The 25246-nt window shown below is 69.1% G+C and carries 23 protein-coding genes; all 23 read right to left on the minus strand.

The window, feature by feature from the left end:
* Positions 1-60: 60 nt before the first annotated feature.
* The gene (locus ABEB03_RS19090) at positions 61-507 is read right to left on the minus strand and encodes a DUF2550 domain-containing protein (protein ID WP_095936681.1); all 447 of its coding nucleotides are present in this window, start codon (positions 505-507) and stop codon (positions 61-63) included.
* 138 nt (positions 508-645) lie between these two features.
* Positions 646-1020, minus strand: coding sequence for a F0F1 ATP synthase subunit epsilon (locus tag ABEB03_RS19095; protein ID WP_345650206.1), 375 nt, complete (start codon positions 1018-1020; stop codon positions 646-648).
* Between the two features lie 128 nt (positions 1021-1148).
* Complete coding sequence (atpD, locus tag ABEB03_RS19100; protein WP_345650208.1) at positions 1149-2585, minus strand: F0F1 ATP synthase subunit beta; 1437 nt, start codon at positions 2583-2585, stop codon at positions 1149-1151.
* A complete protein-coding gene (locus ABEB03_RS19105) occupies positions 2585-3499 on the minus strand; it encodes a F0F1 ATP synthase subunit gamma (protein WP_345650210.1) in 915 nt (304 codons plus the stop codon). Before ABEB03_RS19105 ends, atpD begins: the two co-directional genes overlap by 1 nt.
* 21 nt (positions 3500-3520) lie before the next feature.
* Complete coding sequence (atpA, locus tag ABEB03_RS19110) at positions 3521-5110, minus strand: F0F1 ATP synthase subunit alpha (RefSeq protein ID WP_345650213.1); 1590 nt, start codon at positions 5108-5110, stop codon at positions 3521-3523.
* Between the two features lie 127 nt (positions 5111-5237).
* A complete protein-coding gene (locus ABEB03_RS19115; RefSeq protein ID WP_345650216.1) occupies positions 5238-6059 on the minus strand; it encodes a F0F1 ATP synthase subunit delta in 822 nt (273 codons plus the stop codon).
* Entirely contained in the window at positions 6056-6601 is a 546-nt protein-coding gene (locus tag ABEB03_RS19120) for a F0F1 ATP synthase subunit B (protein WP_345650219.1), read from the minus strand. Before ABEB03_RS19120 ends, ABEB03_RS19115 begins: the two co-directional genes overlap by 4 nt.
* A 41-nt stretch (positions 6602-6642) precedes the next feature.
* Positions 6643-6873, minus strand: coding sequence for an ATP synthase F0 subunit C (gene atpE, locus ABEB03_RS19125; protein WP_028804225.1), 231 nt, complete (start codon positions 6871-6873; stop codon positions 6643-6645).
* A gap of 74 nt (positions 6874-6947) precedes the next feature.
* On the minus strand, positions 6948-7784 hold the full coding sequence (gene atpB / locus ABEB03_RS19130) for a F0F1 ATP synthase subunit A (protein WP_179332583.1): 837 nt from the start codon (positions 7782-7784) through the stop codon (positions 6948-6950).
* A gap of 210 nt (positions 7785-7994) precedes the next feature.
* A complete protein-coding gene (locus tag ABEB03_RS19135) occupies positions 7995-8432 on the minus strand; it encodes a hypothetical protein (protein WP_095936674.1) in 438 nt (145 codons plus the stop codon).
* Positions 8433-8725: 293 nt separating this feature from the next.
* A complete protein-coding gene (locus ABEB03_RS19140; protein WP_345650225.1) occupies positions 8726-10084 on the minus strand; it encodes an MraY family glycosyltransferase in 1359 nt (452 codons plus the stop codon).
* A 129-nt stretch (positions 10085-10213) separates the two neighbouring features.
* Entirely contained in the window at positions 10214-11452 is a 1239-nt protein-coding gene (locus ABEB03_RS19145; protein WP_345650228.1) for a serine hydroxymethyltransferase, read from the minus strand.
* Positions 11453-11562: 110 nt separating this feature from the next.
* Positions 11563-12210: an arsenate reductase/protein-tyrosine-phosphatase family protein gene (locus tag ABEB03_RS19150; protein ID WP_345650231.1), complete on the minus strand. Its 648-nt coding sequence runs from the start codon at positions 12208-12210 to the stop codon at positions 11563-11565.
* A 52-nt stretch (positions 12211-12262) separates the two neighbouring features.
* Complete coding sequence (locus ABEB03_RS19155; RefSeq protein WP_345650234.1) at positions 12263-12910, minus strand: L-threonylcarbamoyladenylate synthase; 648 nt, start codon at positions 12908-12910, stop codon at positions 12263-12265.
* Positions 12911-12963: 53 nt separating this feature from the next.
* Positions 12964-13809: a peptide chain release factor N(5)-glutamine methyltransferase gene (prmC, locus tag ABEB03_RS19160; protein ID WP_095936669.1), complete on the minus strand. Its 846-nt coding sequence runs from the start codon at positions 13807-13809 to the stop codon at positions 12964-12966.
* A gap of 52 nt (positions 13810-13861) precedes the next feature.
* Positions 13862-14938 (minus strand): peptide chain release factor 1, encoded by a 1077-nt coding sequence (prfA, locus tag ABEB03_RS19165; protein ID WP_345650239.1) that lies wholly within the window; start codon positions 14936-14938, stop codon positions 13862-13864.
* A gap of 173 nt (positions 14939-15111) precedes the next feature.
* Positions 15112-15333: a 50S ribosomal protein L31 gene (rpmE, locus tag ABEB03_RS19170; protein ID WP_028804216.1), complete on the minus strand. Its 222-nt coding sequence runs from the start codon at positions 15331-15333 to the stop codon at positions 15112-15114.
* A gap of 317 nt (positions 15334-15650) precedes the next feature.
* Entirely contained in the window at positions 15651-16787 is a 1137-nt protein-coding gene (locus ABEB03_RS19175) for an LCP family protein (protein WP_345650242.1), read from the minus strand.
* A gap of 213 nt (positions 16788-17000) precedes the next feature.
* Positions 17001-18812, minus strand: coding sequence for a trypsin-like serine protease (locus ABEB03_RS19180; RefSeq protein WP_345650245.1), 1812 nt, complete (start codon positions 18810-18812; stop codon positions 17001-17003).
* 149 nt (positions 18813-18961) lie between these two features.
* Complete coding sequence (gene rho, locus ABEB03_RS19185; protein WP_345650248.1) at positions 18962-20941, minus strand: transcription termination factor Rho; 1980 nt, start codon at positions 20939-20941, stop codon at positions 18962-18964.
* 388 nt (positions 20942-21329) lie between these two features.
* Positions 21330-22259 carry a homoserine kinase gene (gene thrB, locus ABEB03_RS19190; RefSeq protein WP_345650251.1) on the minus strand — a complete coding sequence of 310 codons (930 nt, stop codon included), beginning with the start codon at positions 22257-22259 and terminating at the stop codon, positions 21330-21332.
* A 566-nt stretch (positions 22260-22825) separates the two neighbouring features.
* A complete protein-coding gene (thrC, locus tag ABEB03_RS19195) occupies positions 22826-23884 on the minus strand; it encodes a threonine synthase (RefSeq protein WP_345650254.1) in 1059 nt (352 codons plus the stop codon).
* Positions 23885-23890: 6 nt separating this feature from the next.
* Positions 23891-25183, minus strand: a complete 1293-nt coding sequence (locus tag ABEB03_RS19200) for a homoserine dehydrogenase (RefSeq protein ID WP_345650257.1) — start codon at positions 25181-25183, stop codon at positions 23891-23893.
* Positions 25184-25246: the final 63 nt, after the last annotated feature.

A 25246-nucleotide genomic window follows, 5' to 3' on the forward strand; every position in this document is an offset into this window, starting at 1 on the left:
ACTGACGCCCATCCCCGGACCCGGTCCGGGACATCTCACCCGGCGGGTGGACGTGACCTCTCAGGCCACGTTCACCCGCTGTCCGGGTGGAGCGGCCTCCAGCCACGCGAGGAATCCCGTCAGGGCGTCCTCGCTCATCGCCAGTTCGAGCCGTGTCCCGCGGTGCAGACAGGCGAGGATGATGGCGTCGGAGAGCAGGGCCAGCTCCTCCTCGCCCTCCGGGGCCCGGCGGCCGGCCACCTCGATCGCGGAACGCTCCAGCACACGACGCGGGCGCGGTGCGTAGGAGAAGACGCGGTACCACTCGATGCGGTCGCCGTTGTAGCGGGCCACCCCGTAGCTCCAGCCCTTGCCGCTGGGGTCACCGTCCTCCGGGACGTCCCACCGCAGGCTGCAGTCGAATGTGCCGCCGGAGCGCTGGATCAGCCGGCGACGGAGGCCGAAGACGAAAAGGCCCACGACCACGAGCGCCACTACCAACCCGCACACAGTCAGAGCGAGGACCATCGACACCGACCTCCTCGTCTCCTAGGTAAAGCAGGTAATGAAACGGAAAAAATCACCCGCATCGCCTCAGCCGCGGCCCGGTCTGGATGTCTCCAGTCCCGGCCGCGGCTGAGTCACGTCATTCCGTGCGCGCTGGGGTCAGCGCGCCGACACCGCCCGCAGGCGGACGTCCGCGCGACGCTCGGCGGAGGCATCGCCCTCCGCCTTCGCGCGCTCGAGCTCCCGCTCCGCACGCTGGACGTCGATCTCGTCCGACAGCTCGGCGATCTCGGCCAGCAGCGACAGCTTGTTGTCGGCGAACGAGATGAAACCGCCGTGCACCGCGGCGACGACCGTTCCACCATCACTCGTACGGATGGTCACCGGGCCCGACTCCAGCACACCGAGAAGCGGCTGGTGACCGGGCATGACGCCGATGTCGCCGGACGCGGTACGCGCGACGACCAGGGTGGCCTCGCCGGACCAGACACTACGGTCCGCGGCGACGAGCTCGACGTGCAGCTCAGCAGCCAAGGTGGGCTCCTCGGGTCACCACCCGGCGTTGCTGCCGGGTGTTGGGTCAAAGTCTAGTAGGCGTACGGAGGGGGACGGACCGCACCCCGCGAGGCGCGGCCGCGCCCCCCTCACTCAGAACACGAGGTTCAGGAGACGCCGAGCTCCTTGGCGTTGGCCTTGAGGTCCTCAATGCCACCGCACAGGAAGAACGCCTGCTCCGGGAAGTGGTCGTACTCACCGTCGATGATCGCGTTGAAGGCCGCGATCGACTCGTCCAGCGGGACGTCCGACCCGTCGACGCCGGTGAACTGCTTGGCGACGTGGGTGTTCTGGGACAGGAAGCGCTCCACGCGACGGGCACGGTGGACGGTGAGCTTGTCCTCTTCGCCCAGCTCGTCGATACCGAGGATCGCGATGATGTCCTGGAGGTCCTTGTACTTCTGCAGAACCGACTTCACCCGCATCGCAGCGGCGTAGTGGTCCGCGGCGATGTAACGCGGGTCCAGGATGCGGGACGTGGAGTCCAGCGGGTCCACGGCCGGGTAGATGCCCTTCTCGGAGATCGGACGGGAGAGAACCGTCGTCGCGTCGAGGTGGGCGAACGTGGTGGCCGGGGCCGGGTCGGTCAGGTCGTCCGCGGGGACGTAGATCGCCTGCATCGAGGTGATCGAGTGACCACGGGTCGAGGTGATGCGCTCCTGGAGGAGACCCATCTCGTCGGCCAGGTTCGGCTGGTAGCCCACCGCGGAGGGCATGCGGCCGAGCAGGGTCGAGACCTCGGAACCGGCCTGGGTGAAGCGGAAGATGTTGTCGATGAAGAACAGCACGTCCTGCTTCTGCACATCGCGGAAGTACTCCGCCATGGTCAGACCGGCCAGGGCCACGCGCAGACGGGTGCCCGGGGGCTCGTCCATCTGGCCGAAGACAAGGGCGGTCTTGTCGATGACGCCCGAGTCCGCCATCTCCTCGATGAGGTCGTTGCCCTCACGGGTGCGCTCGCCGACACCGGCGAACACGGAGACACCGTCGTGGTTGTTGGCGACGCGGTAGATCATCTCCTGGATGAGCACCGTCTTGCCGACGCCGGCACCACCGAACAGACCGATCTTTCCACCCTTGACGTACGGGGTGAGAAGGTCGATGACCTTGACGCCGGTCTCGAACATCTCGGTCTTCGACTCGAGCTCGTCGAAGCGCGGGGCCTTGCGGTGGATGGACCAGCGCTCGCCCTCGTACTTCTCGTCGACGTTCAGCACCTCGCCGAGGGTGTTGAACACCTTGCCCTTGGTGAAGTCGCCGACCGGGACCGTGATGCCGGTGCCGGTGTCGGTGACGGCGGCCTGGCGGACCAGACCGTCGGTGGGCTGCATGGAGATCGTGCGGACCAGGCCGTCACCCAGGTGCTGGGCGACTTCCAGGGTCAGCGTCTTCTTCTCGCCGGCGTTGGCCGGGTCGGCCACCTCGACGTGAAGGGCGTTGTAGATGTCCGGCATCGCGTCGACGGGGAACTCCACGTCGACGACCGGGCCGATGACCCGGGCGACGCGGCCCGTGGCAACGGCCGTCTCAGAAGTCGTCGTCATTACTTGTCACTCCCCGCGGTCGCGTCGGCAAGGGCTGCGGAGCCACCGACGATCTCGCTGATTTCCTGGGTGATTTCGGCCTGGCGGGCCGCATTGGCAAGTCGGGAGAGCGTGGTGATCAGGTCTCCCGCGTTGTCGGTCGCCGACTTCATCGCGCGGCGCGTGGCGGCGTGCTTGGAGGCAGCCGACTGGAGCAGCGCGTTGTAGATACGGCTCTCGACGTAGCGCGGCAGAAGAGCGTCAAGGACGTCCTCCGCCGACGGCTCGAACTCGAACAGCGGAAGGATCTCGCCCTTGGGCGCTTCCTCCGCGACCTCTTCGAGGCGAAGCGGCAGCAGCCGGCCGTCGATGGCCGTCTGCGTCATCATCGAGACGAACTCGGTGTAGACGATGTGGAGCTCGTCCACGCCGCCCACCGCCGTCTCCTTCTCGATGGCCTCGATGAGCGGACCCGCGACCTTCTTCGCGTCCGCGTAGGTGGGCTCATCGGTGAAACCCGACCACGAATCCACGACCTTGCGCTCGCGGAAGTTGTAGTGGGCCAGACCGCGGCGGCCGACGATGTACGTGTCGACCTCCTTGCCCTCGGCCTCGAGGCGCGCCGTCAGCTGCTCGGCGGCCTTGATGGCGTTGGAGTTGAAGGCGCCGGCCAGACCGCGGTCGCTCGTGAGGAGCAGCACCGCGGAACGGGTCGCCGTCTCCGCCTCCGTCGTCAGCGGGTGCTTGGTGTTCGAGCCGGTACCGACCGCCGTGACCGCGCGGGTGAGCTCGGTCGCGTACGGCGTGGAGGCCGCCACCTTGCGCTGCGCCTTGACGACACGCGAGGCGGCGATCATCTCCATCGCCTTGGTGATCTTCTTGGTCGCGGTGACGGATCGGATGCGACGCTTGTAGACCCGGAGCTGGGCTCCCATGAGTCAGGTCCCTTCCTTACGTCACTTGGCGGCGGCCGGAGCGTCCTCGCCGAGAAGCTTCCCGTCCGAGGTCTCGAACTGCTTCTTGAAGTCCGCGATGCCGTCCGCGATGGCGGTGAGGGTGTCGTCCGACATCTTGCCGCCCTCCTTGATGGAGGTCATGAGGCCCTGCTCCTTGCGGTGCAGGTACTCCAGGAGCTCCTTCTCGAAGCGGCGGATGTCGGCGACCGGCACGTCGTCCATCTTGCCGGTGGTGCCGGCCCACACGGAGACGACCTGGTCCTCGGTCGGCATCGGCTGGTACTGAGCCTGCTTGAGCAGCTCCACCAGGCGCTGACCGCGCTCCAGCTGCGACTTCGACGCGGCGTCCAGGTCGGAACCGAAGGCGGCGAAGGCCTCCAGCTCGCGGTACTGGGCGAGGTCGAGGCGGAGCCGGCCGGAGACCTGCTTCATCGCCTTGTGCTGGGCGGAGCCACCGACACGGGAGACCGAGATACCGACGTTCAGGGCCGGACGCTGACCGGCGTTGAACAGGTCGGACTCCAGGAAGCACTGGCCGTCGGTGATGGAGATGACGTTGGTCGGGATGAACGCCGACACGTCGTTCGCCTTGGTCTCGACGATCGGCAGACCCGTCATCGAACCGGCACCCAGGTCGTCGGAGAGCTTCGCGCAGCGCTCAAGCAGACGGGAGTGCAGGTAGAAGACGTCACCGGGGTAGGCCTCGCGCCCCGGCGGACGGCGGAGCAGCAGGGACACGGCGCGGTAGGCGTCGGCCTGCTTCGAGAGGTCGTCGAAGATGATGAGGACGTGCTTGCCCTCGTACATCCACTGCTGGCCGATGGCCGAGCCGGTGTACGGCGCCAGGTACTTGAAGCCGGCCGGGTCGGACGCCGGGGCGGCGACGATGGTCGTGTACTCCAGCGCGCCGGCCTCTTCGAGGGCGCCACGCACGGAGGCGATGGTCGAGCCCTTCTGACCGATGGCGACGTAGATGCAGCGGACCTGCTTCTTCGGGTCGCCGGTGCGCCAGTTGTCGCGCTGGTTGATGATCGTGTCGACGGCCAGCGCGGTCTTGCCGGTCTGACGGTCGCCGATGATCAGCTGACGCTGACCACGGCCGATCGGCGTCATCGCGTCGACGGCCTTGTAGCCGGTCTCCATCGGCTCGTGCACCGACTTACGGACCATGACGCCCGGGGCCTGCAGCTCGAGGGCGCGGCGGCCGGTGGTCTCGATCTCGCCGAGGCCGTCGATCGGGTTGCCGAGCGGGTCGACAACACGGCCGAGGTAGCCCTCGCCGACGGCGACGGACAGCACCTCACCGGTGCGCTGCACCGGCTGGCCCTCCTCGATGCCGCCGAACTCGCCGAGGACGACCGCACCGATCTCGCGCTCTTCCAGGTTCAGCGCGAGACCGAGGGTTCCGTCCTCGAACTTCAGCAGCTCGTTGGCCATGGCCGAGGGAAGGCCCTCGATCTTGGCGATACCGTCGCCGGCGACGGTGACCGTACCGACCTCCTCGCGCGAGGCCGCGTCCGGCTGGTACGACTGGACAAAGTTCTCCAGCGCGTCCCGGATCTCCTCCGGCCGGATCGTGAGCTCCGCCATCTGGGTTCCCTGCTCTCCTTGTTGGGCCCGAAGTTTCACTTTGGGGGGATGGGGACTCCCCCCTATGAGAGGTGAATCCTCTGCACGGCCCAACATGGGCCGTAATTGCGTACTGCTTATGGGGTTACTAGCTCGCCATGCGGCGGGCGGCGTCCTCGAGACGGTCCGCGAGGGAACCGTTGATGACTTCGTCGCCGACCTGCACCCGGATCCCGCCGAGGACATCGGGGTCCACGTCGAGGTTGAGGTGCATCGGACGGCCGTAGAGCTTCGCCAGAGCGGCGCCGAGGCGCTGCTTCTGTCCGTCACTCAGCGGCACCGCCGAGGTGACCACGGCCACCATGCGGTTGCGTCGCTCGGCGGCAAGCCTGGACAGGGACTCGAGTCCCGCTTCCAGGCTACGTCCGCGAGGCGCGGTCACAAGGCGCGTCACCAGACGCTCGGTCGTCACGTCGGCCCGGCCGCCGAGCAGGCTGCGCAGCAGCTGGCTCTTGGCTGCCTTGGCGGCGGCCCGGTCGGTCAGCGCGGCGCGCAGCTCGGTGTTCGAGGAGACGATCCGGCCGAAGCGGAACAGCTCGTCCTCGACGTTGTCGAGCGCACCCCTGCGCTGCGCCGCCGTGAGGTCGGCGGTTGCGGTGAGCTCCTCGAGGGCGTCCACCAGGTCACGAGGCTGCGACCAGCGAGAACGCACCATGCCGGACACCAGGTCGGCGGCGCTGCCGCCCACCTGGGCGCCGAGCAGGCGCTGGACCAGCTCGGCCTTGGCCTCGGCGGGCTGCGCCGGGTCGGTGAGGACCCGACGCAGCGACACCTCGCGGTCGAGCAGCGCGGTGACGGCGGCGAGCTCGTCGGCGAGCTGCGCCGCGTCCACGGACGCCGAGTCCGTCAGCGCGTCGAGACGCTCACGTGCGGCTGCGGTTGCCTCGCGGCTCGCTCCGTGCGCTGTCATCGAGCCGCCTCGGCCTTCTCCTCAAGCTCGGAGAGGAAACGGTCGATGACGCGGCTCTGCCGGGCGTGGTCCTCGAGGGACTCGCCGACGAGCTTGCCGGCCAGGTCGGTGGCCAGGTGGCCGACGTCCTGACGCAGTGCCTGAGCGGCGGCCTTGCGGTCGGCCTCGATCTGCGTGTGACCGGCGGCGACGATCTCCTCGCGCTGCCGCTGGCCTTCCGCGCGCATCTCGGCGATGAGCGTGGCGCCCTGCTCCTGTGCCTCCTGGCGCAGGCGCGCGGCCTCGTGACGGGCCTCGGCGAGCTGAGCCTTGTACTGCTCGAGAACGCTCTGGGCCTCGGTCTGAGCGGCCTCGGCCTTTTCGATACCGCCCTCGATGGCCTCGCGACGCTGCTCCAGAACCTTGTTGATGTTCGGGAGGAGCTTCCAGGCCAGGAAGCCGAAGACGATGACGAAGGCGATCAGGCCGATGACAAGCTCGGGGATCGGCGGAACGAGGGGGTTTTCCTTCTCCTCGGCCGCCAGAATGAGCAGGTGGCTCATTTCAGTGCCTTTCGTCTAGTGGGCTGTTGCTGATCGGTCGATCAGGTGCCGTAGACGAACGGCATGACCAGACCGATGAGGGCGAGCGCCTCACAGAAGGCGAAGCCGAGGATCTGGTTGGCGCGGATCAGACCGGCGGCCTCAGGCTGACGGGCGAGCGCCTGGGTGCCGTTACCGAAGATGATGCCGACGCCGACGCCGGGGCCGATGGCCGCGAGGCCGTAACCGATCGAGCCGAGCGAGCCGGAGACAGCGGCAAGGGTCTGGGACATGCCAGTTCTTCCTTTTCTTTACGGACCGGTGGGGGTTGGCCACCGGACGAGTGCGGGGTCGAGAGGGGCGGCGCTCAGTGGTGCTCGGCCAGCGCGCCCTGGATGAAGGTGCAGGTCAGCAGCACGAACACGTACGCCTGCAGGGCCTGGATGAACAGCTCGAAGGCCGTCATGACGAGCGTCATGATGAACGAGACACCCGCGTACGCGATGCCGATGCCGTTGAGCAGGTACCAGCTGGCGATCGTGAACAGCAGCAGCAGCGTGTGACCCGCGAACATGTTCGCGAAGAGTCGCACGGCGTGCGTGAACGGCCGGACGATCAGGTTCGAGAGGAACTCGATGAACATGGCCAGCGGGAGGACCGGGCCGAGCGACTTGTCGTAGCCGGTGAAGTTCTTGAGCGCACCGACGAAGCCGTGCCGCTTGAAGGTCAGCGAGACCCACAGGACGTAGACGATCAGTGCCAGAACGGCGGGGTACGCGATGATCGCGGTGACCGGGAACTGGGCGACCGGAATGATCGACCAGAGGTTCATCATCCAGATGAAGAAGAACAGCGAGACGATCAGCGGAACGTACTTCTCGCCTTCCTTCTTGCCGATCGTCTCGTAGACGACGCCGCGGCGGATGAAGTCGTAGCCCGCCTCGGCGACCATCTGCAGCTTGCCCGGGACGACCTTCGGCTTGCGGAAGGCGGCCCAGAAGAAGCCGATAACGATGATCGAGCCGAGCAGCGCCAGCAGCATCGTCTTGTTGAAGTACACGTTGCTGTCACCGTCGCCCCAGAGGGGCTCGAACAGGAACGAGTGCAGGCCGGGAGCCGGGAAGCCACAGCCGTCGAAGATGTGGCAGTCGGTCTCGAAGGCGAGCACCTGCGTCGGGTCAGCACTCACCGCGGGCTCCTTCAGCGTGGCGCATAGGTACGGCAACCTCGTTGTGTCGGCGCGGCGCGCAGCCGCGGTTCGGCACTGGACTGGTGTTACGGATGTGGGGGCGGCTGTGGGGCATCAAGCCTCGCGATTGAGCAGGCGTCAGCTCAGATGCCCGCGCCCGCGATGCCGCAGTTGGCACCGGACGATAGCAGGATCTCTTACGCGCACTTATCCCGGCCCTACCCCTCACGACGAGTGCCCCGACTTTTCGGGCTTGTCGCCCTTCGAAGAGTCGGGTTCGACGTAAAGGATCTTGGCCTTCATGTGGGCACGCGCCTGTGCGCCGATCCACACGAGCGTGGTGGCGACCAGGGTGAGTGCGAAGGCCTTGGGGTTGAACAGCGACGTGTTCTTGAACGCGGCGACGAAGACGAACAGCAGCAGGATCTGCGCCGTGTAGAGCAGCAGACCCATCGCCTGGAACAGGTGCGGAAGCGATTTGGCGGTGCGCTGCAGGACGTAGAGCCCGAGCCCCATGAAGAGGATCACGACCAGCGTCGCGACGACGGCCCCGATCGCTCCCTTGCCGCCGGCGACCACACCACTGACGACGGCGGCAACAGCGCCGACGGCAGCTGTGGGTACAGCGGCCTGTAGGAGGATCCGGGCGTCATTGGACGGCATGGCGGCAACTCCGCTTGTAAGGGGGGCGTGTCGTCATGGACGAGCGTAGTCCCGGGCTGAGAGAGAACCTCACGCCAAGGGACCGTCGCACTACGGTCCTTCGGCTCTATCCCGGGTTCTCGTGAACCGTATCACAAACTATTTGATGAGGTCTTTACCTGGTTGGTGTGCTCGCTGTCACACATGAGAGTGAACCTGCGCGTCTGTGCAAGAACAGCGTGGACTTGTCTGTTATTGGGGCGCTTTGCACCCCCACGACTTGGTCACGCGTTAGTCAGATTCTTACCTTCGCGTCAGCGCGACGACCCGGCGTTGCGCCCATCCAGGAAGCGCGAACGGGGGCCGATGGCCGTCGCTCCGTTGACTCCCGAGACACCTGCCACGACCGGCGCACGGTGCTCGCGCGCCTCGTCCGGCTCGTCGGCCTCCGCCGTCCCGTGCGTGACCTCCTGCCCCGCCTCGGCGGCGGCCGAGGAGGCCCCCCTGCGGCGCCGGTAGCGCGGCGGCACGAGACGCTCGGCCCACTGCGGGGCGCGCGGGGTGAAGCGCGGCAGCAGGAGCAGGACGAGGCCGACCGCGCTGAGCGCGGCGATGCCGAGCACGATCCACATGGACGCCGAGTTGACCGAGAAGGCGAGGGCGCCGAAGGCGATCAGCGCGGACCAGAAGTACATGATCAGGACCGCGCGGCTGTGCGAGTGCCCGACCTCGAGGAGACGGTGGTGCAGGTGCCCGCGGTCGGCGGCGAACGGGGACTGGCCGCGCCAGGTGCGCCGCACGATCGCCAGCACCAGGTCGGCGGCCGGCACCGCGATGATCGTCAGCGGGAGCAGCAGCGGGATGTAGACGGGCACCGTCTGGTGCACGGTGTTGCGCTCCGAACCGGAGAACAGGTTCATCGCGTCGGGGTCGATCTGCCCGGTGATGGAGATGGCGCCGGCCGCCAGCACGAGCCCGATGAGCATCGAGCCGGAGTCGCCCATGAAGATCCGCGCGGGATGCATGTTGTGCGGCAGGAAGCCGAGGCACATGCCCATGAGGATGGCCGCGAAGAGCGTCGCCGGGGCCGCGGCCTCGATGCCGTAGCTGTACCAGATGCGGTACGCGTACAGGAAGAACGCGGCGGAGGCGATGCACACCATGCCCGCGGCGAGACCGTCGAGGCCGTCCACGAAGTTCACGGCGTTGATCGTGATCACGACGAGGGCCACGGTCAGCAGCGTGCCCTGCCACTGGGTGAGCGCCACCAGGCCGACGCCGGGGATGGGCAGCCACAGGATCGTCAGACCTTGCACGACCATCACGCCCGCGGCGATCATCTGACCGCCGAGCTTGATCAACGCGTCGATCTCGAACTTGTCGTCGAGGACACCGATGAGCCAGATCAGCGCGGCACCGGACAGCAGTGCCCGCGGCTCGTTGGAGTTGGAGAAGACCGCGTTGAGGTTCTTCAGGTGGTCGGCGACCAGCAGTCCCGCGCACAGCCCGAAGAACATCGCGATCCCGCCGAGGCGCGGAGTGGGTTCCCGGTGCACGTCGCGCGCACGGATCTCCGGCATGGCTCCGGCCACGATCGCGAATTTCCGTACCGGTCCTGTCAGCAGGTACGTCACCGCGGCCGTGATGCAGAGCGTCAGCAGGTATTCACGCACGGGCTTCCCCACAGGTCTCGCTGGCCATCTCAGCCCCACACCCTAGCGATGCACGCATATGGTTGGGGACTTCCGGGTAGCGACGATGGTTGCACGAGTGGCTGTGCACGAGTGTGCGAGTACCCCCGCTCAGTCCGGATAGGGCGGAAATCTTCCGGTGAGCTCCCGCACATCTTCACGCGCGGTCCTGGCGTCGACGTCCTCGCGCAGCACCCCGGCGAACAGGTCCGCGATCCACACCATCTCCGCCTCGCCCATGCCCTGCGTGGTCAGGGCGGCCGTGCCCAGCCGCAGTCCGCGCGCGTCCCCGTGGGGAAGCGCACACGTGTCGAGGACCATGCCCGCCGCGGCCAGGCGTCCGCGCGCGGTACGTCCGTCGAGGCCGAGCGGCGCCGGGTCCGCGGCCAGCAGATGAGTGTCGGTACCGCCGGTGGTGATGTGCAGGCCCTGCGCCGCCAGCCGCTCCGCGAGCACTTTCGCGTTGGCGACCACCTGGTGGGCGTAGGCCGTGTAGGCCGGGGTCGCCGCCTCGCCGAACGCGACGGCCTTGGCGGCGATGGTGTGCATCTGCGCACCGCCCTGTGTGAACGGGAAGACCGCCCGGTCGACCCGCTCGGCCAGCTCCGCCCCGCACAGGATCATGCCGCCGCGAGGACCGCGCAGCACCTTGTGCGTCGTCGCGCACACGACATCGGCGTACGGCACCGGGTTGGGTGCGGCTCCCCCGGCCACGAGCCCGATGGGATGTGCGGCGTCGGCGATGAGATAGGCGCCCACCTCGTCGGCGATCTCGCGGAAGACGGCGTAGTCGATGTGGCGCGGGTAGGCGATCGAACCGCACACCAGGGCCTTGGGCCGGTGCGTCCTGGCGAGCGTGCGCACCTGCGCGTAGTCGATGAGCCCGCTGTCGGCCTCGACGCCGTATCCGACGAAGTCGAACCAGCGGCCGGAGAAGTTCGCGGGCGAACCGTGGGTGAGGTGGCCGCCGAAGGGCAGTCCCAGGGCGAGCACGGTGTCACCGGGCCGCAGCAGGGCGGCGTACGCGGCGAGGACCGCCGAAGACCCGGAGTGGGACTGCACGTTGGCGTGGGCGGACCCGAAGAGCGCCTTGGCGCGGTCCACGGCGAGACGCTCCGCGACGTCGACGATCTCGCACCCGCCGTGATGTCGGGCGCCGGGGTAGCCCTCGGCGTACTTGTTGGCGAGCGGCGAGCCGAGCGCGGCCAGCACGGCGGGCGAGGTGAAGTTCTCGGCCGCGATCAGCTGGAGCGTGGTGGACTGCCGGTCGAGCTCCCCGAGGATGATCTCGGCGAGCTCGGGGTCCTGGCGGCGCAGGACGTCCGCTTCGAGCGTTTGTGTGACCGGCATGGTGGACTCCGGACCTCGGCGGGGGGACGCTACGTCCCAATGTAGAACCGGGGCCGGTGGTGCGCCCGGTATCACCACCATTCGCACCGCGCGCGGTCGTTGCGTCAGGGCTAGGCCCGGGCCGGCACACCCGTCAGCGCGGTCACCACGGGGTCCAGCGCCTCGTTGATCTCGTCCCCGATCGACCGGAAGAACGGCAGCGGCGCCCCGTACGGGTCGTACACCTCGTCCGCCTCGGCGGTCGGGGCCAGCAGCCATCCGCGCAGCGCGGCGGCGGCCCGCACGAGGGCGCGGGCGCGTTCGACGACCCCGTCGTCCAGCGGCGGAAGCGTCGCCGGGTCTATCGCCCGTACGAGGCGGGTGAACTCCTTCAGGGTGAAGGTGCGCAGGCCCGCGGAGTGGCCCATCGAGATGACCTGGGCCCGGTGGTCACGGGTGGCGGTCAGGACCAGGTCGGCGCGGATGACGTGCTCGTCGAGGAGTTCCCGCCCGACGAAGCCGGAGGCGTCCGCACCGAAATCGGCGAGGACCGTCTCGGCGTTGGCCTCCATGGGCGCGCCCTCGTGGCCCCAGGTTCCGGCGCTCTCCACGATCAGGCCGCCCCACAGGGGGTCGCCGAGGCGGTCCGCCAGGGCATGCCGGGTCAGCCGCTCGGTGATCGGCGAACGGCACACGTTGCCGGTGCTGACGTGGAGGATGCGGAAGGACCCGCCGGAGAGCCCGCCGGCCTCCGTGATCCCCTCGCCTATGCCACGCATGGGGGTGCCCCCTGGTCGAGCGGAGCCGCGGGCCGGGAGGTGTCAGGGGCTGTCAATTCGCCACCTCGAGGTCGGGTACGACCTTCCGGAGCTCGTCCGCCGACAGTGCGCCCGCACGCAGCAGCACGGGCACCTTGCCCGTCACGTCGACGATCGAGGAGGGCACGTTGCCCGGGGTGGGGCCGCCGTCCAGGTAGACCGAGATGGAGTCGCCGAGCATCTCCTGCGCGGCGTCGCAGTCCTCCGGCGCCGGGTGGCCGGTGAGGTTCGCGGACGACACGGCCATCGGGCCGACCTCGGTGAGCAGTTCGATGGCGACCGGGTGCAGCGGCATGCGCACGGCGACGGTGCCACGGGTGTCCCCGAGGTCCCACTGGAGGGACGGCTGGTGCTTGGTGACGAGCGTCAGGGCGCCCGGCCAGAAGGCGTCGACGAGCTCCCAGGCCATCTCGGAGAAGTCCGTGACGAGGCCGTGCAGGGTGTTCGGGGAGCCGATGAGGACGGGGGTGGGCATGTTGCGGCCCCGGCCCTTGGCCTCCAGGAGGTCGGCGACGGCCTCCGAGGAGAACGCGTCGGCGCCCACGCCGTACACGGTGTCGGTCGGGAGGACCACCAGCTCGCCACGGCGGACGGCGGACGCTGCCTCACGCAGACCGGTGGTGCGGTCGGTCGCGTCGTTGGTGTCGTATCGCCGTGCCATTTAGCGGGCCTCCTCGTACACGTACTGCTGGCTGGGGAACGTGATGCGCGTGCTCACGGCATCGCCTTGCGGGCGGTCGCGAACCGCGGCCGGTTGTTGAGGTCCGGGTGGTCGGCCGCGTCGGCCCAGCCCCGCTCCTCGGTGAAGATCCACGGCACCTGTCCGCCCTGGGTGTCGGCGTGCTCGATGACGACGACGCCGCCGGGGCGCAGCAACCGGTGCGCGGTGCGCTCGATGCCGCGGATGAGGTCGAGTCCGTCCTCGCCGGAGAACAGGGCGAGTTCGGGATCGTAGTCCCGGGCCTCCGGAGCGACGTACTCCCACTCCGTCAGCGGGATGTACGGCGGGTTGGAGACCACCAGGTCCACCTGGCCGTCGAGGTCCGGGAAGGCCTCCAGTGCGTCTCCCTGGCGCAGGTCGACCCTGGACCCCTCGACGTTCTTGCGCGTCCACCGCAGGGCGTCCTCGGACAGCTCCACGGCGTGCACGCGGGAGCGCGGCACCTCCTGCGCCAGGGCGAGCGCGATGGCGCCCGAACCGGTGCACAGGTCCACGATCAGGGGTTCGACGACGTCCATCGCGCGGACGGCGTCTATGGCCCAGCCGACCACCGACTCGGTCTCCGGCCGGGGCACGAACACTCCGGGCCCGACCTGGAGTTCCAGATAGCGGAAGTAGGCCCGCCCGGTGATGTGCTGGAGCGGCTCGCGGGCCTCGCGGCGCGCGGTCACCTCCCAGTAACGGGCGTCGAAGTCCGCGTCCTTGACGGTGTGCAGCTCGCCCCGCTTGACGCCGTGCACGAAGGCCGCGAGCTCCTCCGCGTCGTTGCGCGGCGAGGGCACGCCGGCGTCGGCCAGCCGCTGGGTGGCCTGGGCCACTTCCGCGAGCAGCAGGTTCACGCTGGTCCTCCGGGGCTGAGCTGTTGTCGTGTGCTGGTTGCCGCCGCCGCTGTTACGCGGCGGCGAGCTTGGCCGCCGAGTCCGCGTCGACGCAGGCCTGGATCACCGAGTCGAGGTCGCCGTCGAGGACCTGGTCCAAGTTGTACGCCTTGAAGCCGACCCGGTGGTCCGAGATGCGATTCTCCGGGAAGTTGTACGTACGGATCTTCTCGGAGCGGTCGACGGTACGGACCTGGCTGCGGCGGGCGTCCGCGGCCTCCCGCTCCGCTTCCTCCTGCGCCGCCGCGAGGAGCCTGGAGCGCAGGATACGCATCGCCTGCTCCTTGTTCTGCAGCTGGCTCTTCTCGTTCTGGCAGGAAGCGACGACTCCGGTGGGAATGTGCGTGATGCGCACCGCCGAGTCGGTCGTGTTGACGGACTGGCCGCCGGGGCCCGACGAGCGGTACACGTCGATGCGCAGATCGTTCGCGTGGATCTCGACGTCGACCTCCTCGGCCTCCGGCGTGACCAGCACGCCCGCGGCGGAGGTGTGGATGCGGCCCTGCGACTCGGTCGACGGCACCCGCTGCACGCGGTGCACCCCGCCCTCGTACTTCAGACGGGCCCACACGCCCTGGCCGGGCTCGGTGGCGCCCTGGCCGCCCTTGGTCTTCACGGCGACCTGGACGTCCTTGTAGCCGCCGAGCTCCGACTCGGTGGAGTCGATGATCTCGGTCTTCCAGCCGACGCGCTCGGCGTACCGCAGGTACATGCGCAGCAGGTCGCCGGCGAACAGGGCGGACTCGTCGCCGCCCGCGCCCGCCTTGATCTCCAGGATCACGTCCTTGTCGTCGCTGGGGTCGCGCGGGACCAGCAGGAGGCGCAGCTTCTCGGTGAGCTCCTCGCGCTGCTTCTCCAGGTCCTTGACCTCGGCGGCGAAGTCGGGGTCGTCGGCGGCGAACTCCTTCGCCGTCTCGATGTCGTCCCCGGCCTGCTTCCAGGAGCGGTACGTCGCGACGATCGGGGTCAGCTCGGCGTAGCGCTTGTTGAGCTTGCGCGCGTTGGCCTGGTCGGCGTGCACCGACGGGTCAGCGAGCTTCTTCTCCAGGTCGGCGTGCTCGCCGATGAGTTCCTCGACCGCCTCGAACATCTCCGGCTCCAATGGACTGTCCCCAGCTCCATCATGGGCTCGGGACGTAGGTACGGCATGGGGGTCCCCCCTGCTCGGGCGTGTGCGCGAGCTCGGGGGAGGGGGCTGCACCGCAAAGCGCCGGTCCCGGCGCCCCCGTGCAGGGGACACCGGAGACCGGCGCTGTGGGCTCGCTACTTCTTGGCAGCGGCAGCCTTGCCGAAGCGGGCCTCGAAGCGGGCCACGCGGCCACCGGTGTCGAGGATCTTCTGCTTGCCCGTGTAGAACGGGTGGCACTCGGAGCAGACCTCGGCACGGATGGTGCCGGATTCGATCGTGCTACGCGTGGTGAACGACGCGCCACAGGTGCAGCTGACCTGCGTCTCGACGTACTCGGGGTGGATGTCGCGCTTCAAGGTGTCTCCTAGTTTCGGGAGGGCGCCGGGTCGCCGCCGCGGGATGCGGGAGCGTGAACCGGAGCCGACGTACCAGTCTGCCAGGACTGGGCGCATCCCCCAAAACCGGGGTGGTGGAGGATCTATTCCCGAGCCGTCCCGGGACCGCTTCCGAGCGCTCCCCGGACCGCTTCCGGGCGCTCCCCGGACCGCCCCCGGCCTTCCCCTGACCGCCCCCGGAACCCTTCGCGGCGCTTTCACGGGCCCCGGCGTACGCCTCGGGAGCCCGGCGGACCGCGGCGGACCGCCGGGGTCCGCAGGCGGGCGCCTCAGGAGCCTCAGGAGGTGACGACGCCCTTGGCGGTGCCCGTGGCGGTGCCCTTGGTGGCCGCCTTGGGGATCGCCCGGTCGTTCTTGAGGGCGTCCCACACCAGCTTCGACTTGGCCTTGTCGACGAGGACGCGGTTGGCGTCCGCGGCGTCGTACTGGACCGGCATCGTCACCATCGTCATGTGGGACGAGTTGATGCCCTTGAGGCCGTCGGCGAAGGACGCGAGCTCGGCGACCGAACCGATCTCGGAGTCGGTGGTGACGGTCTTGGTCGCGGTGTCGGCGAGGTCGTACAGCTTCTTCGGGCTGGTCAGCACGCCGACGTCCTTGACCTGCTGCACCAGGGCCTTGATGAAGGCCTGCTGGAGCTGGATGCGGCCGAGGTCGGAGCCGTCGCCGACGCCGTGCCGGGTGCGGACCAGGCCGAGTGCCTGCTCGCCGTCGAGCGTGTGCGGGCCGGCCTTCAGATGCAGGTGGCTGTCCGGGTCGGAGATGTCCTTGGTGGTGGTGATGTCCACCCCGCCCAGGTCGTCGATGAGCTTCTGGAAGCCGCTGAAGTCGACCTCGAGGTAGTGGTCCATGCGGATGCCGGTCATGGACTCGACGGTCTTGACCGCGCAGGCGGCGCCGCCGGTCGAGTAGGCCGAATTGAACATCACGCCGGAGGCCGCGTCGTGGGTGACGCCCTCGGGGTCGGTGCAGGAGGGCCGCTCGACGAGGGTGTCGCGGGGTATGGAGACGACGCTCGCCTTCTTGTGGCCCTTGTACACGTGCACGATCATCGCCGTGTCGGACCGGGCGCTGCCGTCGTCGGCGCCGCCGCCGAGCTTCTTGTTGCTGCCGGAGCGTGTGTCGGAGCCCAGGACGAGGATGTTCTCCGAGCCGTTGTCGACCTTCGTGGGCCGGTCCGTGCCGAGGGCGCCGTTGATGTCGACGTTCTTGAGGTTGCCGTTGAGCTTGAAGTACAGGATTCCCGCGCCGGTACCCCCCAGCACGACCACACCCGCGGCCGTCCAGGCCGTGATCAGGAGGGCCTTGCGCCGCGCGCTGCGCGTCTTGCGGCGTCGGCCCTTCCCGCGTTGACGCGGGGCGCTGGTGCCGGGCTCCCCCGGTATGCCGGGTTCCGGCGTGCTCTCGGCAGGCATGTGCTCCTCAGTCCTGTGTCTGCGGTCGGTTACCCCCTGCTTTCAGGGCCAAGCCCATCAGGTCGTGACTACGGGTACCGCTCCATGGTCACTCCGTACGGTCAGACGGGGAAACCCGGGAAAGGGTTGCACAACGCAATGTGCCCACCGCGTGGCGCGGTGGGCACGTTGCGTCACCGGCGAAAGCGGGCGAACCCGCGTTCACCTGCGATTTCAGCCGAAGATGTCGTACTGCTTGAAATCGGTGCCGACCGAGATTCTTGTGGCGAAGATCTCCGTGGTCGCCTTGCCGGTGCCCGGGTACAGGTAGAGCGTGCCGCCGGGCGTGCGGGCCAGGAAGTCGGCCTTGCCGTCGCCGGTCACGTCGCCGGGGGCGTCGAAGGCGTTGTAGCCGCTCCAGGTGCGCACCTTGATGCGGCTGGAGAAGGCCTCGCTGCCGGTCTTGCCGGTGCCCTTGTACAGGTACACGTACGAGCCGGTCTTGCTGCGCGCGATCAGGTCGGCCTTGCCGTCGCCGGTGAAGTCGCCGTGGCCGCGGATGGAGTTGTACTGGTTCCAGCCGGTGCGGACCTGGATGCGCGCGGAGAAGGTGCCGTTGCCCTTGCCCGGGTACTCCCACATCGCTCCGGCGGAGTCGACGGAGAGCATGTCGGGCAGGCCGTCGCCGGTGATGTCGCCGGGGGCGATGATCCGGGTGCGGGTGCCCCAGCTGCTGAAGATCTTGTCGGTGGACCAGCTCTCGCTCGCCGGGACGTAGTGCGACCAGTAGACGTTGCCGTTGCTGCTGTCGCGGACCACGAGGTCCTGGTAGCCGTCACGGTTCAGGTCGGTCTGGAGCACGACGTTGACGCCGTTCCAGTTCCCCCACGACTGACGGGCGGCGAACGAGGTGCCCTTGGAGTCCTTCTCGTACCCGGTCTTCGTGGAGGAGTTGCGCACCCAGAGGTCGGCCTTGTGGTCGCCGCTGAGGTTGGTGTCCTCCACCCGCGGCCAGGCCGCGCCCACGTACGTGCTCACCTTGGAGAAGACGCTGTACGCGCCCTTCTCGACACAGTCCTTCACACCCCAGGAGACGACGCCGACGATTCGGCCGCCGACGATCAGCGGGCCGCCGGAGTCGCCGTTGCACGCCGTGGTGGTCCCGGTGTCGCTGCCGGTCGCCGCGTCGCCCGCGCAGACCATGTGGCCCTTGACGAAGTCGCTGCCGTAGTAGCCGGCGCAGGTGGTGTCGGACTTGATGGGCAGCGTGGCCGTCTTCAGCGTCTCGGAGATGTCCTCGCTGGTGGAGCTGGTGCGGCCCCAGCCGTACAGCGTGGCCTTGGTGCCGGACGCGTACGAGGTGGTGTCACCGGACGTCGTCATGCGGATCGGCTTGGCCTTGACGGGGCTCGGCAGCGTGATGACCGCGATGTCGTTGTCGATGGTCGTCGAGCTGTACGAGGGGTGGTTCCACTGCCGCCAGACACCCGAGACGGTGCCGCCGTGCAGGTCGGTGTTGCCCGAGGAGTCGGTGGTCGGCAGCTGCGCGGTGCCCGTCACGACGGCGCCGTTGGCGTGCCAGTCGTAGCCCTTGACGCAGTGCGCGGCGGTGAGGATCTTCGTCGGCGACACGACGGAGCCGCCGCAGAAGAAGCCGAGGTCGTCGCTCTCGCTCGTGGTGCCCTTGTCGTCGTAGTACCAGAGCTGTGCCATCCACGGGGCGGTGGTGATGGTGGTCTGGCTGCCACCGATGATCTTCGGGTCGACGCTCGCGCTGTCGGTGCTCGCGCTCAGCGACGACTTCTTGGTCGTCTCGCCCGCGGTGTCGTCGCCCGCCACGGCTCCCGCGACCCGCTTCGTCAGCTCGCTCAGGGAGGGCGAGGACGTGCTGGGCTTGACGGTCGGCGTGGGCAGCGCCGTGGCGGCGTTCGCGGACGACATCAGGAGCGCGCCGGCGACCGCTGCCGCCAGGCCTGCCGCCGCGACGGGTATGGCGATGCGTATCCGACGTCTGTGACGACCCCGGCCGGATATGGATGTATCCACTCAAGTCCCCCCTGAGACAGGTGAATTCAATGCTGGAATTCAGTGAATGCTGAAAGAAGCGAGATCGTACACCTGCCCCAGGCAGCGCAAAGGGCCGCCCCCGTCACCTGCGTGACGGGGGCGGCCCTTGTCTTGCTTGTCCTACGGACTCAGTCGTTGCCGTTGCCCGGCATCGGCGTCGTCTTCTGGATCTGGAGCAGGAACTCGGCGTTCGACTTCGTCTGCTTCATCTTGTCGAGCAGCAGCTCGATCGCCTGCTGCTGGTCGAGCGCGTGCAGCACGCGGCGCAGCTTCCAGGTGATGGCGAGCTCGTCGCTGCCGAGCAGGATCTCTTCCTTACGGGTGCCGGACGCGTCGACGTCCACCGCCGGGAAGATGCGCTTGTCGGCGAGCTTCCGGTCGAGCTTGAGCTCGGCGTTGCCGGTGCCCTTGAACTCCTCGAAGATCACCTCGTCCATGCGGGAGCCGGTGTCGACGAGCGCGGTCGCCAGGATGGTCAGCGAGCCGCCGTCCTCGATGTTGCGCGCGGCACCGAAGAAGCGCTTCGGCGGGTAGAGGGCCGTCGAGTCGACACCACCGGACAGGATGCGGCCGGAGGCCGGCGCGGCGAGGTTGTACGCACGGCCCAGACGCGTGATCGAGTCGAGCAGCACGACGACGTCGTGGCCCAGCTCCACCAGGCGCTTGGCTCGCTCGATGGCGAGCTCGGCGACCGTGGTGTGGTCCTCGGCCGGGCGGTCGAAGGTCGAGGAGATGACCTCGCCCTTGACCGACCGCTGCATGTCGGTGACCTCTTCCGGACGCTCGTCGACGAGGACGACCATCAGGTGGCATTCGGGGTTGTTGTGGGTGATCGCGTTGGCGATCGCCTGCATGATCATGGTCTTGCCGGTCTTCGGCGGGGCCACGATCAGACCGCGCTGGCCCTTACCGATCGGCGCGACAAGGTCGATGATGCGGGTGGTCAGCACGCCCGGGTCGGTCTCCAGGCGGAGCCGGTCCTGCGGGTACAGCGGCGTCAGCTTGGTGAACTCCGGGCGGCCACGGCCGTGTTCGGGCGCCATGCCGTTGACGGAGTCGAGGCGGACCAGCGCGTTGAACTTCTCGCGGCGCTCGCCCTCCTTGGGCTGACGGACCGCGCCGGTGACGTGATCGCCCTTGCGCAGGCCGTTCTTGCGGACCTGGGCGAGGGAGACGTACACGTCGTTGGGACCCGGCAGGTAGCCCGACGTACGGATGAAGGCGTAGTTGTCGAGGATGTCGAGGATGCCCGCGACGGGGATCAGGACGTCGTCCTCGGCGAGCTGCGGCTCGGCGATCTCGTCACGGCCACGACGGCCACGACGGTCGCGGTAGCGCCCGCGCCGGCCGCGGCGGCCGCCCTCGAAGTCGTCGTCCTCGTCGACCCGCGGTCCGTTGTCGCGCTGCTGGCGGTCCTGGCGGCCACCGCCACCGCCCTGCTGCTGACGGTCCGGACGCTGCTGGCCGCCGCCCTGCTGCTCGTCGCCCTTGCCGCGGCGGTCACGGCCGCCCCGGTCGCGGTCACGACGGTCGCGACGGCCCTGACGGCCGTCGGTGCCCTCGGTGTCGGTCTTGGCCTCGCCCTGCGTCTCAGCCTTCGCCTCGGCCTTCGGCTCGCCCTTCGCCTCGGCGGTGACCGTCTCGGGGCTGCCGGCCTCGGCGGTGGCACGACGACGACGGCGCTCCACGGGAGCATCCTCGCTGGCGGGCTGGCCGGGAATCTCGATCTGCTGCTGAGCCACGGCCTTCTCGGCGGCGGGCTTCTCGGCCTTCTTCTCGGCCGGAGCGGCGTCCTCGCCCGTACGAGCCTTCGAGGTGGTCCGGCGCTTCGGCTTGGTCTCGGCGGCGGCCTCGGCCTTGGCTGCCGGAGCACCCCCGGCCTGCGCCTCCTTGATGACCTCGATCAGCTGGCTCTTGCGCATGCGCGCGGTGCCCCTGATGCCGAGGCCGGATGCGACCTGCTGCAGCTCGGCCAGCACCATGCCCTCGAGGCCGGTACCGCGGCGCCGCCGGGAGCCGGCACCGGTGGCAGGCGCGGAGGCGTCCGTGGCGGGCGCGGCAGCGGTCTCCTCGACACGTGCGCCCATCAGATCGGTGGTGTCGCTCACGAAGGGTCCTTCCCTGGAGCGGACGTCGGCCTGTCTGGCTCGGCGACCGGTTGTGCTGTCCGACGTTGGTCCTTGCTGTGTGGACCGTGCCGGGGCGGTGGTCCGCCAAAGCGGCGGAAGACATATCTGGTGATGACGATTCCGGGCCTGTGGCACTGAATTGCGGTGTCATCGGCTCGGTCACGCCGGTTCCGGAGCGTGCTCAGCACTGCTCAGCGCATAGCACCCAATGCATGGCACAAAGCAGTTTGGGAGGCTCCCGGAAGAATGGTTGTCCCGGACGGGGACACGAAGCACCTCGCCATGGTGGGGTCGGGTGCAGACTTGAGGTTAACACTACCGGATCCAACAAACATTCCCCCTCTCCAAATCCGGCAACCGTGCGCCGTCAATTGACCCCGACGGGTGCGAGCGGCAGCACGCTCGCCCCTTGGGCGTCGAGGTCCAGCCGGTTGGCGGCCCAGCCCTGACCTGCGAGATCGGCGACCTTGTCGGCCGACGCCCGGTCCGCCAGAGCGAGGACTGTGGGGCCCGCGCCGGAAATCACCGCGGGAATTCCGTCCGCGCGCAGACGCTCCACGAGGGCCGCGCTCTCCGGCATCGCCGGGGCCCGGTACTCCTGGTGCAGCCGGTCCTCGGTGGCGGGCAGCAGCAGCTCGGGGCGCCGGGTGAGGGCCTCGACGAGCAGCGCGGCACGGCCCGCGTTGGCGGCGGCGTCGACGTGCGGCACGGTGCGCGGCAGCAGTCCGCGCGCGGTCTCGGTGAGGACCGGCTTTCCCGGTACGAAAACCACCGGAACGATGGAATCGGCGGGATCCATCCTGATGGCACGGGCCGCGCCGGCCTCCATCCAGGAGAGCGTGAAGCCGCCCAGCAGACAGGCCGCGACGTTGTCGGGGTGTCCCTCGATCTCGGTGGCGAGCTCCAGGAGCGCGGTGTCGTCGAGCTTGGTGTCCCCTCCTATGGTCACCGCGCGCGCGGCGACGATGCCGGCGCAGATCGCGGCGGAGGAGGAGCCGAGGCCCCGTCCGTGCGGGATGCGATTGGCGCAGACGATCTCCAGTCCGCGCGGCTGTCCGCCCAGCAGGTCGAAGGCGGTGCGCAGGGAGCGTACGAGGAGGTGGCTCTCGTCGCGCGGCAGGGTGTCACTGCCCTCACCTGCGATGTCGATGTGCAGCCCGGAGTCGGCCACCCGGACGACCACGTCGTCGTAGAGCCCCAGTGACAGGCCGAGGGCGTCGAAACCCGGGCCGAGGTTGGCACTGGTGGCGGGGACGCGCACCCGGACGGCGGCGGCGCGGAACGCTGGACCGGCCATCGCTCGATGACTCTCCTTGAGCTGCGTGATGTGCGAGATTCTCGATGAACTGCGATACGTACCGAAGACCCGGAGGCCGCAATGACGGCGCGGCACCGCGGCATATGCGGCGGGCGGGTTCGGTACAGCCTATCGAAGGAAGGTTCTGTGGCGACATAGGGCGCACAGGAGGCGCACGATGCGTGTCGTAAGCCCCCTGTGCACCCCCTGTCGGGTTGCCACGGGGGTGACCCGTTCGTCGGGCGGTTTCCGTCGGCTTCTGGCGATTTTCCACCCGTGTCCGAGGGGATCCGCCCGTTTCCCGGGCCTGTCGGCGCCGTTCCGGCGACGACGTGGCGGCTTTACGCCAGGCGGCTTTCCGCCAAGTCGGGCCACGAGCGCTTTTCGGCCGGTGCACACACCCGCTTCCGTCCCGGTGCGTATCCCCGCTTCCACCCGGTGCGTGCCCCTGCTTCCGGCGGGTGCGCACACCCGCTGCGGCCCTGCGCCCGCACCCGACGGCCGGTACGGGCCGGACCGCGGCCGACGGGGGCGGACCGGGAAGGACCCGGCCCCCGCCGACGGTGTCATGCCAGGCCGAGCCGCTCCGCCGCCGTCGCCGCGTCCACGGGGACGGTGACCGGCTGCGGGGCGCCCGCGACGGCCCAGTCGGGGTCCTTGAGGCCGTTGCCGGTGACCGTGCAGACGATCGTCTGGCCCGGGTCGACCATGCCCTGCTCGGCGGCCTTCAGCAGACCGGCGACGGACGCGGCGGACGCGGGCTCCACGAAGACGCCCTCCTGCGCGGCCAACAGCCGGTAGGCGCGCAGGATCTCACGGTCCGTCACCTCGTCGATGAGGCCGCCCGACTCGTCCCGGGCCGCCAGCGCGAACTTCCACGAGGCGGGGTTGCCGATACGGATCGCGGTGGCGATGGTCGACGGGTCCTTGACCACCTCGCCGCGCACGATGGGCGCGGAACCGGAGGCCTGGAAACCCCACATGCGCGGGGTCCGCTTCGCGACGCCGTCGGCGGCGTACTCCGTGTACCCCTTCCAGTACGCGGTGATGTTGCCCGCGTTGCCCACCGGGAGCACATGGATGTCGGGCGCGTCACCGAGCATGTCCACGATCTCGAAGGCGGCGGTCTTCTGGCCCTCGATACGCACCGGGTTGACCGAATTGACCAGCGCCACCGCGTAGTTGTCGGACAGCGACCGGGCGAGCGTGAGGCAGTCGTCGAAGTTGCCGTCGACCTGGAGGATCTTCGCGCCGTGCACGAGGGCCTGGCCCATCTTGCCGAGCGCGATCTTGCCCTGCGGCACCAGGACGGCGGAGACCATCCCGGCGCGTACCGCGTAGGCCGCGGCGGAGGCGGACGTGTTGCCGGTGGAGGCGCAGATGACGGCCTTCGCGCCCTCCTCCTTGGCCTTCGTGATGGCCATGGTCATACCGCGGTCCTTGAAGGACCCGGTCGGGTTGGCGCCCTCCACCTTGAGGTGGACCTCGCAGCCCGTGCGCTCGGAGAGCACCTGCGCGGGCACGAGCGGCGTACCGCCCTCACGGAGCGTCACGACCGGCGTGCTGTCGGATACCGGCAGCCGGTCCCGGTACTCCTCGATGATTCCGCGCCACTGGTGGGTCATTGCTGGTTACTCTCCTTCAACCCGCATGATGCTGGCGACACCCCGCACGGTGTCGAGGCTGCGCAGCGCCTCGACGGTCCCGGTGAGGGACGCGTCGGACGCACGATGCGTGACGACGACGAGGGAGGCCTCGCCGTCCTTGCCCTGCTGGCGAACCGTATCGATCGACACACCGTGCTCGGCGAAGACGGTGGCGACCTGGGCGAGAACACCCGGCTTGTCGGCCACGTCGAGGCTGATGTGGTAGCGGGTGACGACGTCGCCCATGGGCGAGACCGGCAGCGCGGCGTACGCGGACTCACCCGGTCCGGTCGCGCCGTTGAGTTTGTTGCGGCACACGGCCACCAGGTCGCCGAGGACCGCGGAGGCCGTGGGGGCGCCGCCCGCGCCCGGCCCGTAGAACATGAGCTGCCCGGCCGCGTCGGACTCGACGAACACGGCGTTGTACGCGCCGCGCACGGAGGCGAGGGGGTGGCTCAGCGGAATCATCGCGGGGTGCACGCGCGCGGTGACCGACCCGCCGTCGGCGGCCCGCTCGCAGATGGCGAGCAGCTTGATGGTGCAGCCCATCTCCTTCGCCGAGGCGAAGTCCGCGGCGGTGACCTCGGTCATGCCCTCGCGGTAGACGTCGTCGAGGCGCACGCGCGTGTGGAAGGCGATCCCGGCGAGGATGGCGGCCTTGGCGGCCGCGTCGAACCCCTCGACGTCGGCGGTCGGGTCGGCCTCGGCGTACCCGAGCGCGGTGGCCTCGTCGAGGGCCTCCTGATAGCCGGCGCCGGTGGAGTCCATCTTGTCGAGGATGAAGTTCGTCGTTCCGTTGACGATGCCCATCACGCGGTTGATCTTGTCGCCGGCGAGGGACTCGCGCAGCGGGCGGATCAGCGGGATGGCGCCGGCGACGGCGGCCTCGTAGTAGAGGTCCCTGCCGTGCTCGTCGGCCGCGGCGTGCAGGGCCGCGCCGTCCTGGGCGAGGAGCGCCTTGTTCGCGGAGACGACGGAGGCGCCGTGCTCGAAGGCGGTGGTGATGAGCGTACGGGCGGGCTCGATGCCGCCGATGACCTCGACGACGACGTCGAGGTCGCCGCGTTTGACGAGCGCGGTGGCGTCCGTGGTGACCAGCTCGGGCGCGATGCCCTCCCGGACCTTCGAGGGGCGCCGGACGGCGACACCCGCGAGCTCGACCGGGGCTCCGATCCTGGCGGCGAGGTCGTCGGCGTGCGTCGTCATGATGCGCGCCACCTCTGAGCCGACAACCCCACAGCCCAGCAGCGCCACCTTCAGCGGACGCGTACGCATCATCCGACCTCGTTTCCTCATACCGTCATCGGTTCGACCAGTCTCACTCACCGGACTGGAGTTTCT

This window comes from Streptomyces siamensis (assembly GCF_039543605.1).
Lineage (GTDB): Bacteria > Actinomycetota > Actinomycetes > Streptomycetales > Streptomycetaceae > Streptomyces > Streptomyces siamensis.

Coding starts and splice junctions, on each gene's coding strand:
- ABEB03_RS19090 (WP_095936681.1), bottom strand. CDS start 507: ATGGTCCTCGCTCTGACTGTGTGCGGGTTGGTAGTGGCGCTCGTGGTC.
- atpD (WP_345650208.1), bottom strand. CDS start 2,585: ATGACGACGACTTCTGAGACGGCCGTTGCCACGGGCCGCGTCGCCCGG.
- ABEB03_RS19105 (WP_345650210.1), bottom strand. CDS start 3,499: ATGGGAGCCCAGCTCCGGGTCTACAAGCGTCGCATCCGATCCGTCACC.
- atpA (WP_345650213.1), bottom strand. CDS start 5,110: ATGGCGGAGCTCACGATCCGGCCGGAGGAGATCCGGGACGCGCTGGAG.
- ABEB03_RS19115 (WP_345650216.1), bottom strand. CDS start 6,059: ATGACAGCGCACGGAGCGAGCCGCGAGGCAACCGCAGCCGCACGTGAG.
- ABEB03_RS19120 (WP_345650219.1), bottom strand. CDS start 6,601: ATGAGCCACCTGCTCATTCTGGCGGCCGAGGAGAAGGAAAACCCCCTC.
- atpE (WP_028804225.1), bottom strand. CDS start 6,873: ATGTCCCAGACCCTTGCCGCTGTCTCCGGCTCGCTCGGCTCGATCGGT.
- ABEB03_RS19135 (WP_095936674.1), bottom strand. CDS start 8,432: ATGCCGTCCAATGACGCCCGGATCCTCCTACAGGCCGCTGTACCCACA.
- ABEB03_RS19145 (WP_345650228.1), bottom strand. CDS start 11,452: ATGCCGGTCACACAAACGCTCGAAGCGGACGTCCTGCGCCGCCAGGAC.
- ABEB03_RS19150 (WP_345650231.1), bottom strand. CDS start 12,210: ATGCGTGGCATAGGCGAGGGGATCACGGAGGCCGGCGGGCTCTCCGGC.
- ABEB03_RS19155 (WP_345650234.1), bottom strand. CDS start 12,910: ATGGCACGGCGATACGACACCAACGACGCGACCGACCGCACCACCGGT.
- prfA (WP_345650239.1), bottom strand. CDS start 14,938: ATGTTCGAGGCGGTCGAGGAACTCATCGGCGAGCACGCCGACCTGGAG.
- ABEB03_RS19175 (WP_345650242.1), bottom strand. CDS start 16,787: ATGCCTGCCGAGAGCACGCCGGAACCCGGCATACCGGGGGAGCCCGGC.
- thrB (WP_345650251.1), bottom strand. CDS start 22,259: ATGGCCGGTCCAGCGTTCCGCGCCGCCGCCGTCCGGGTGCGCGTCCCC.
- thrC (WP_345650254.1), bottom strand. CDS start 23,884: ATGACCCACCAGTGGCGCGGAATCATCGAGGAGTACCGGGACCGGCTG.
- ABEB03_RS19200 (WP_345650257.1), bottom strand. CDS start 25,183: ATGATGCGTACGCGTCCGCTGAAGGTGGCGCTGCTGGGCTGTGGGGTT.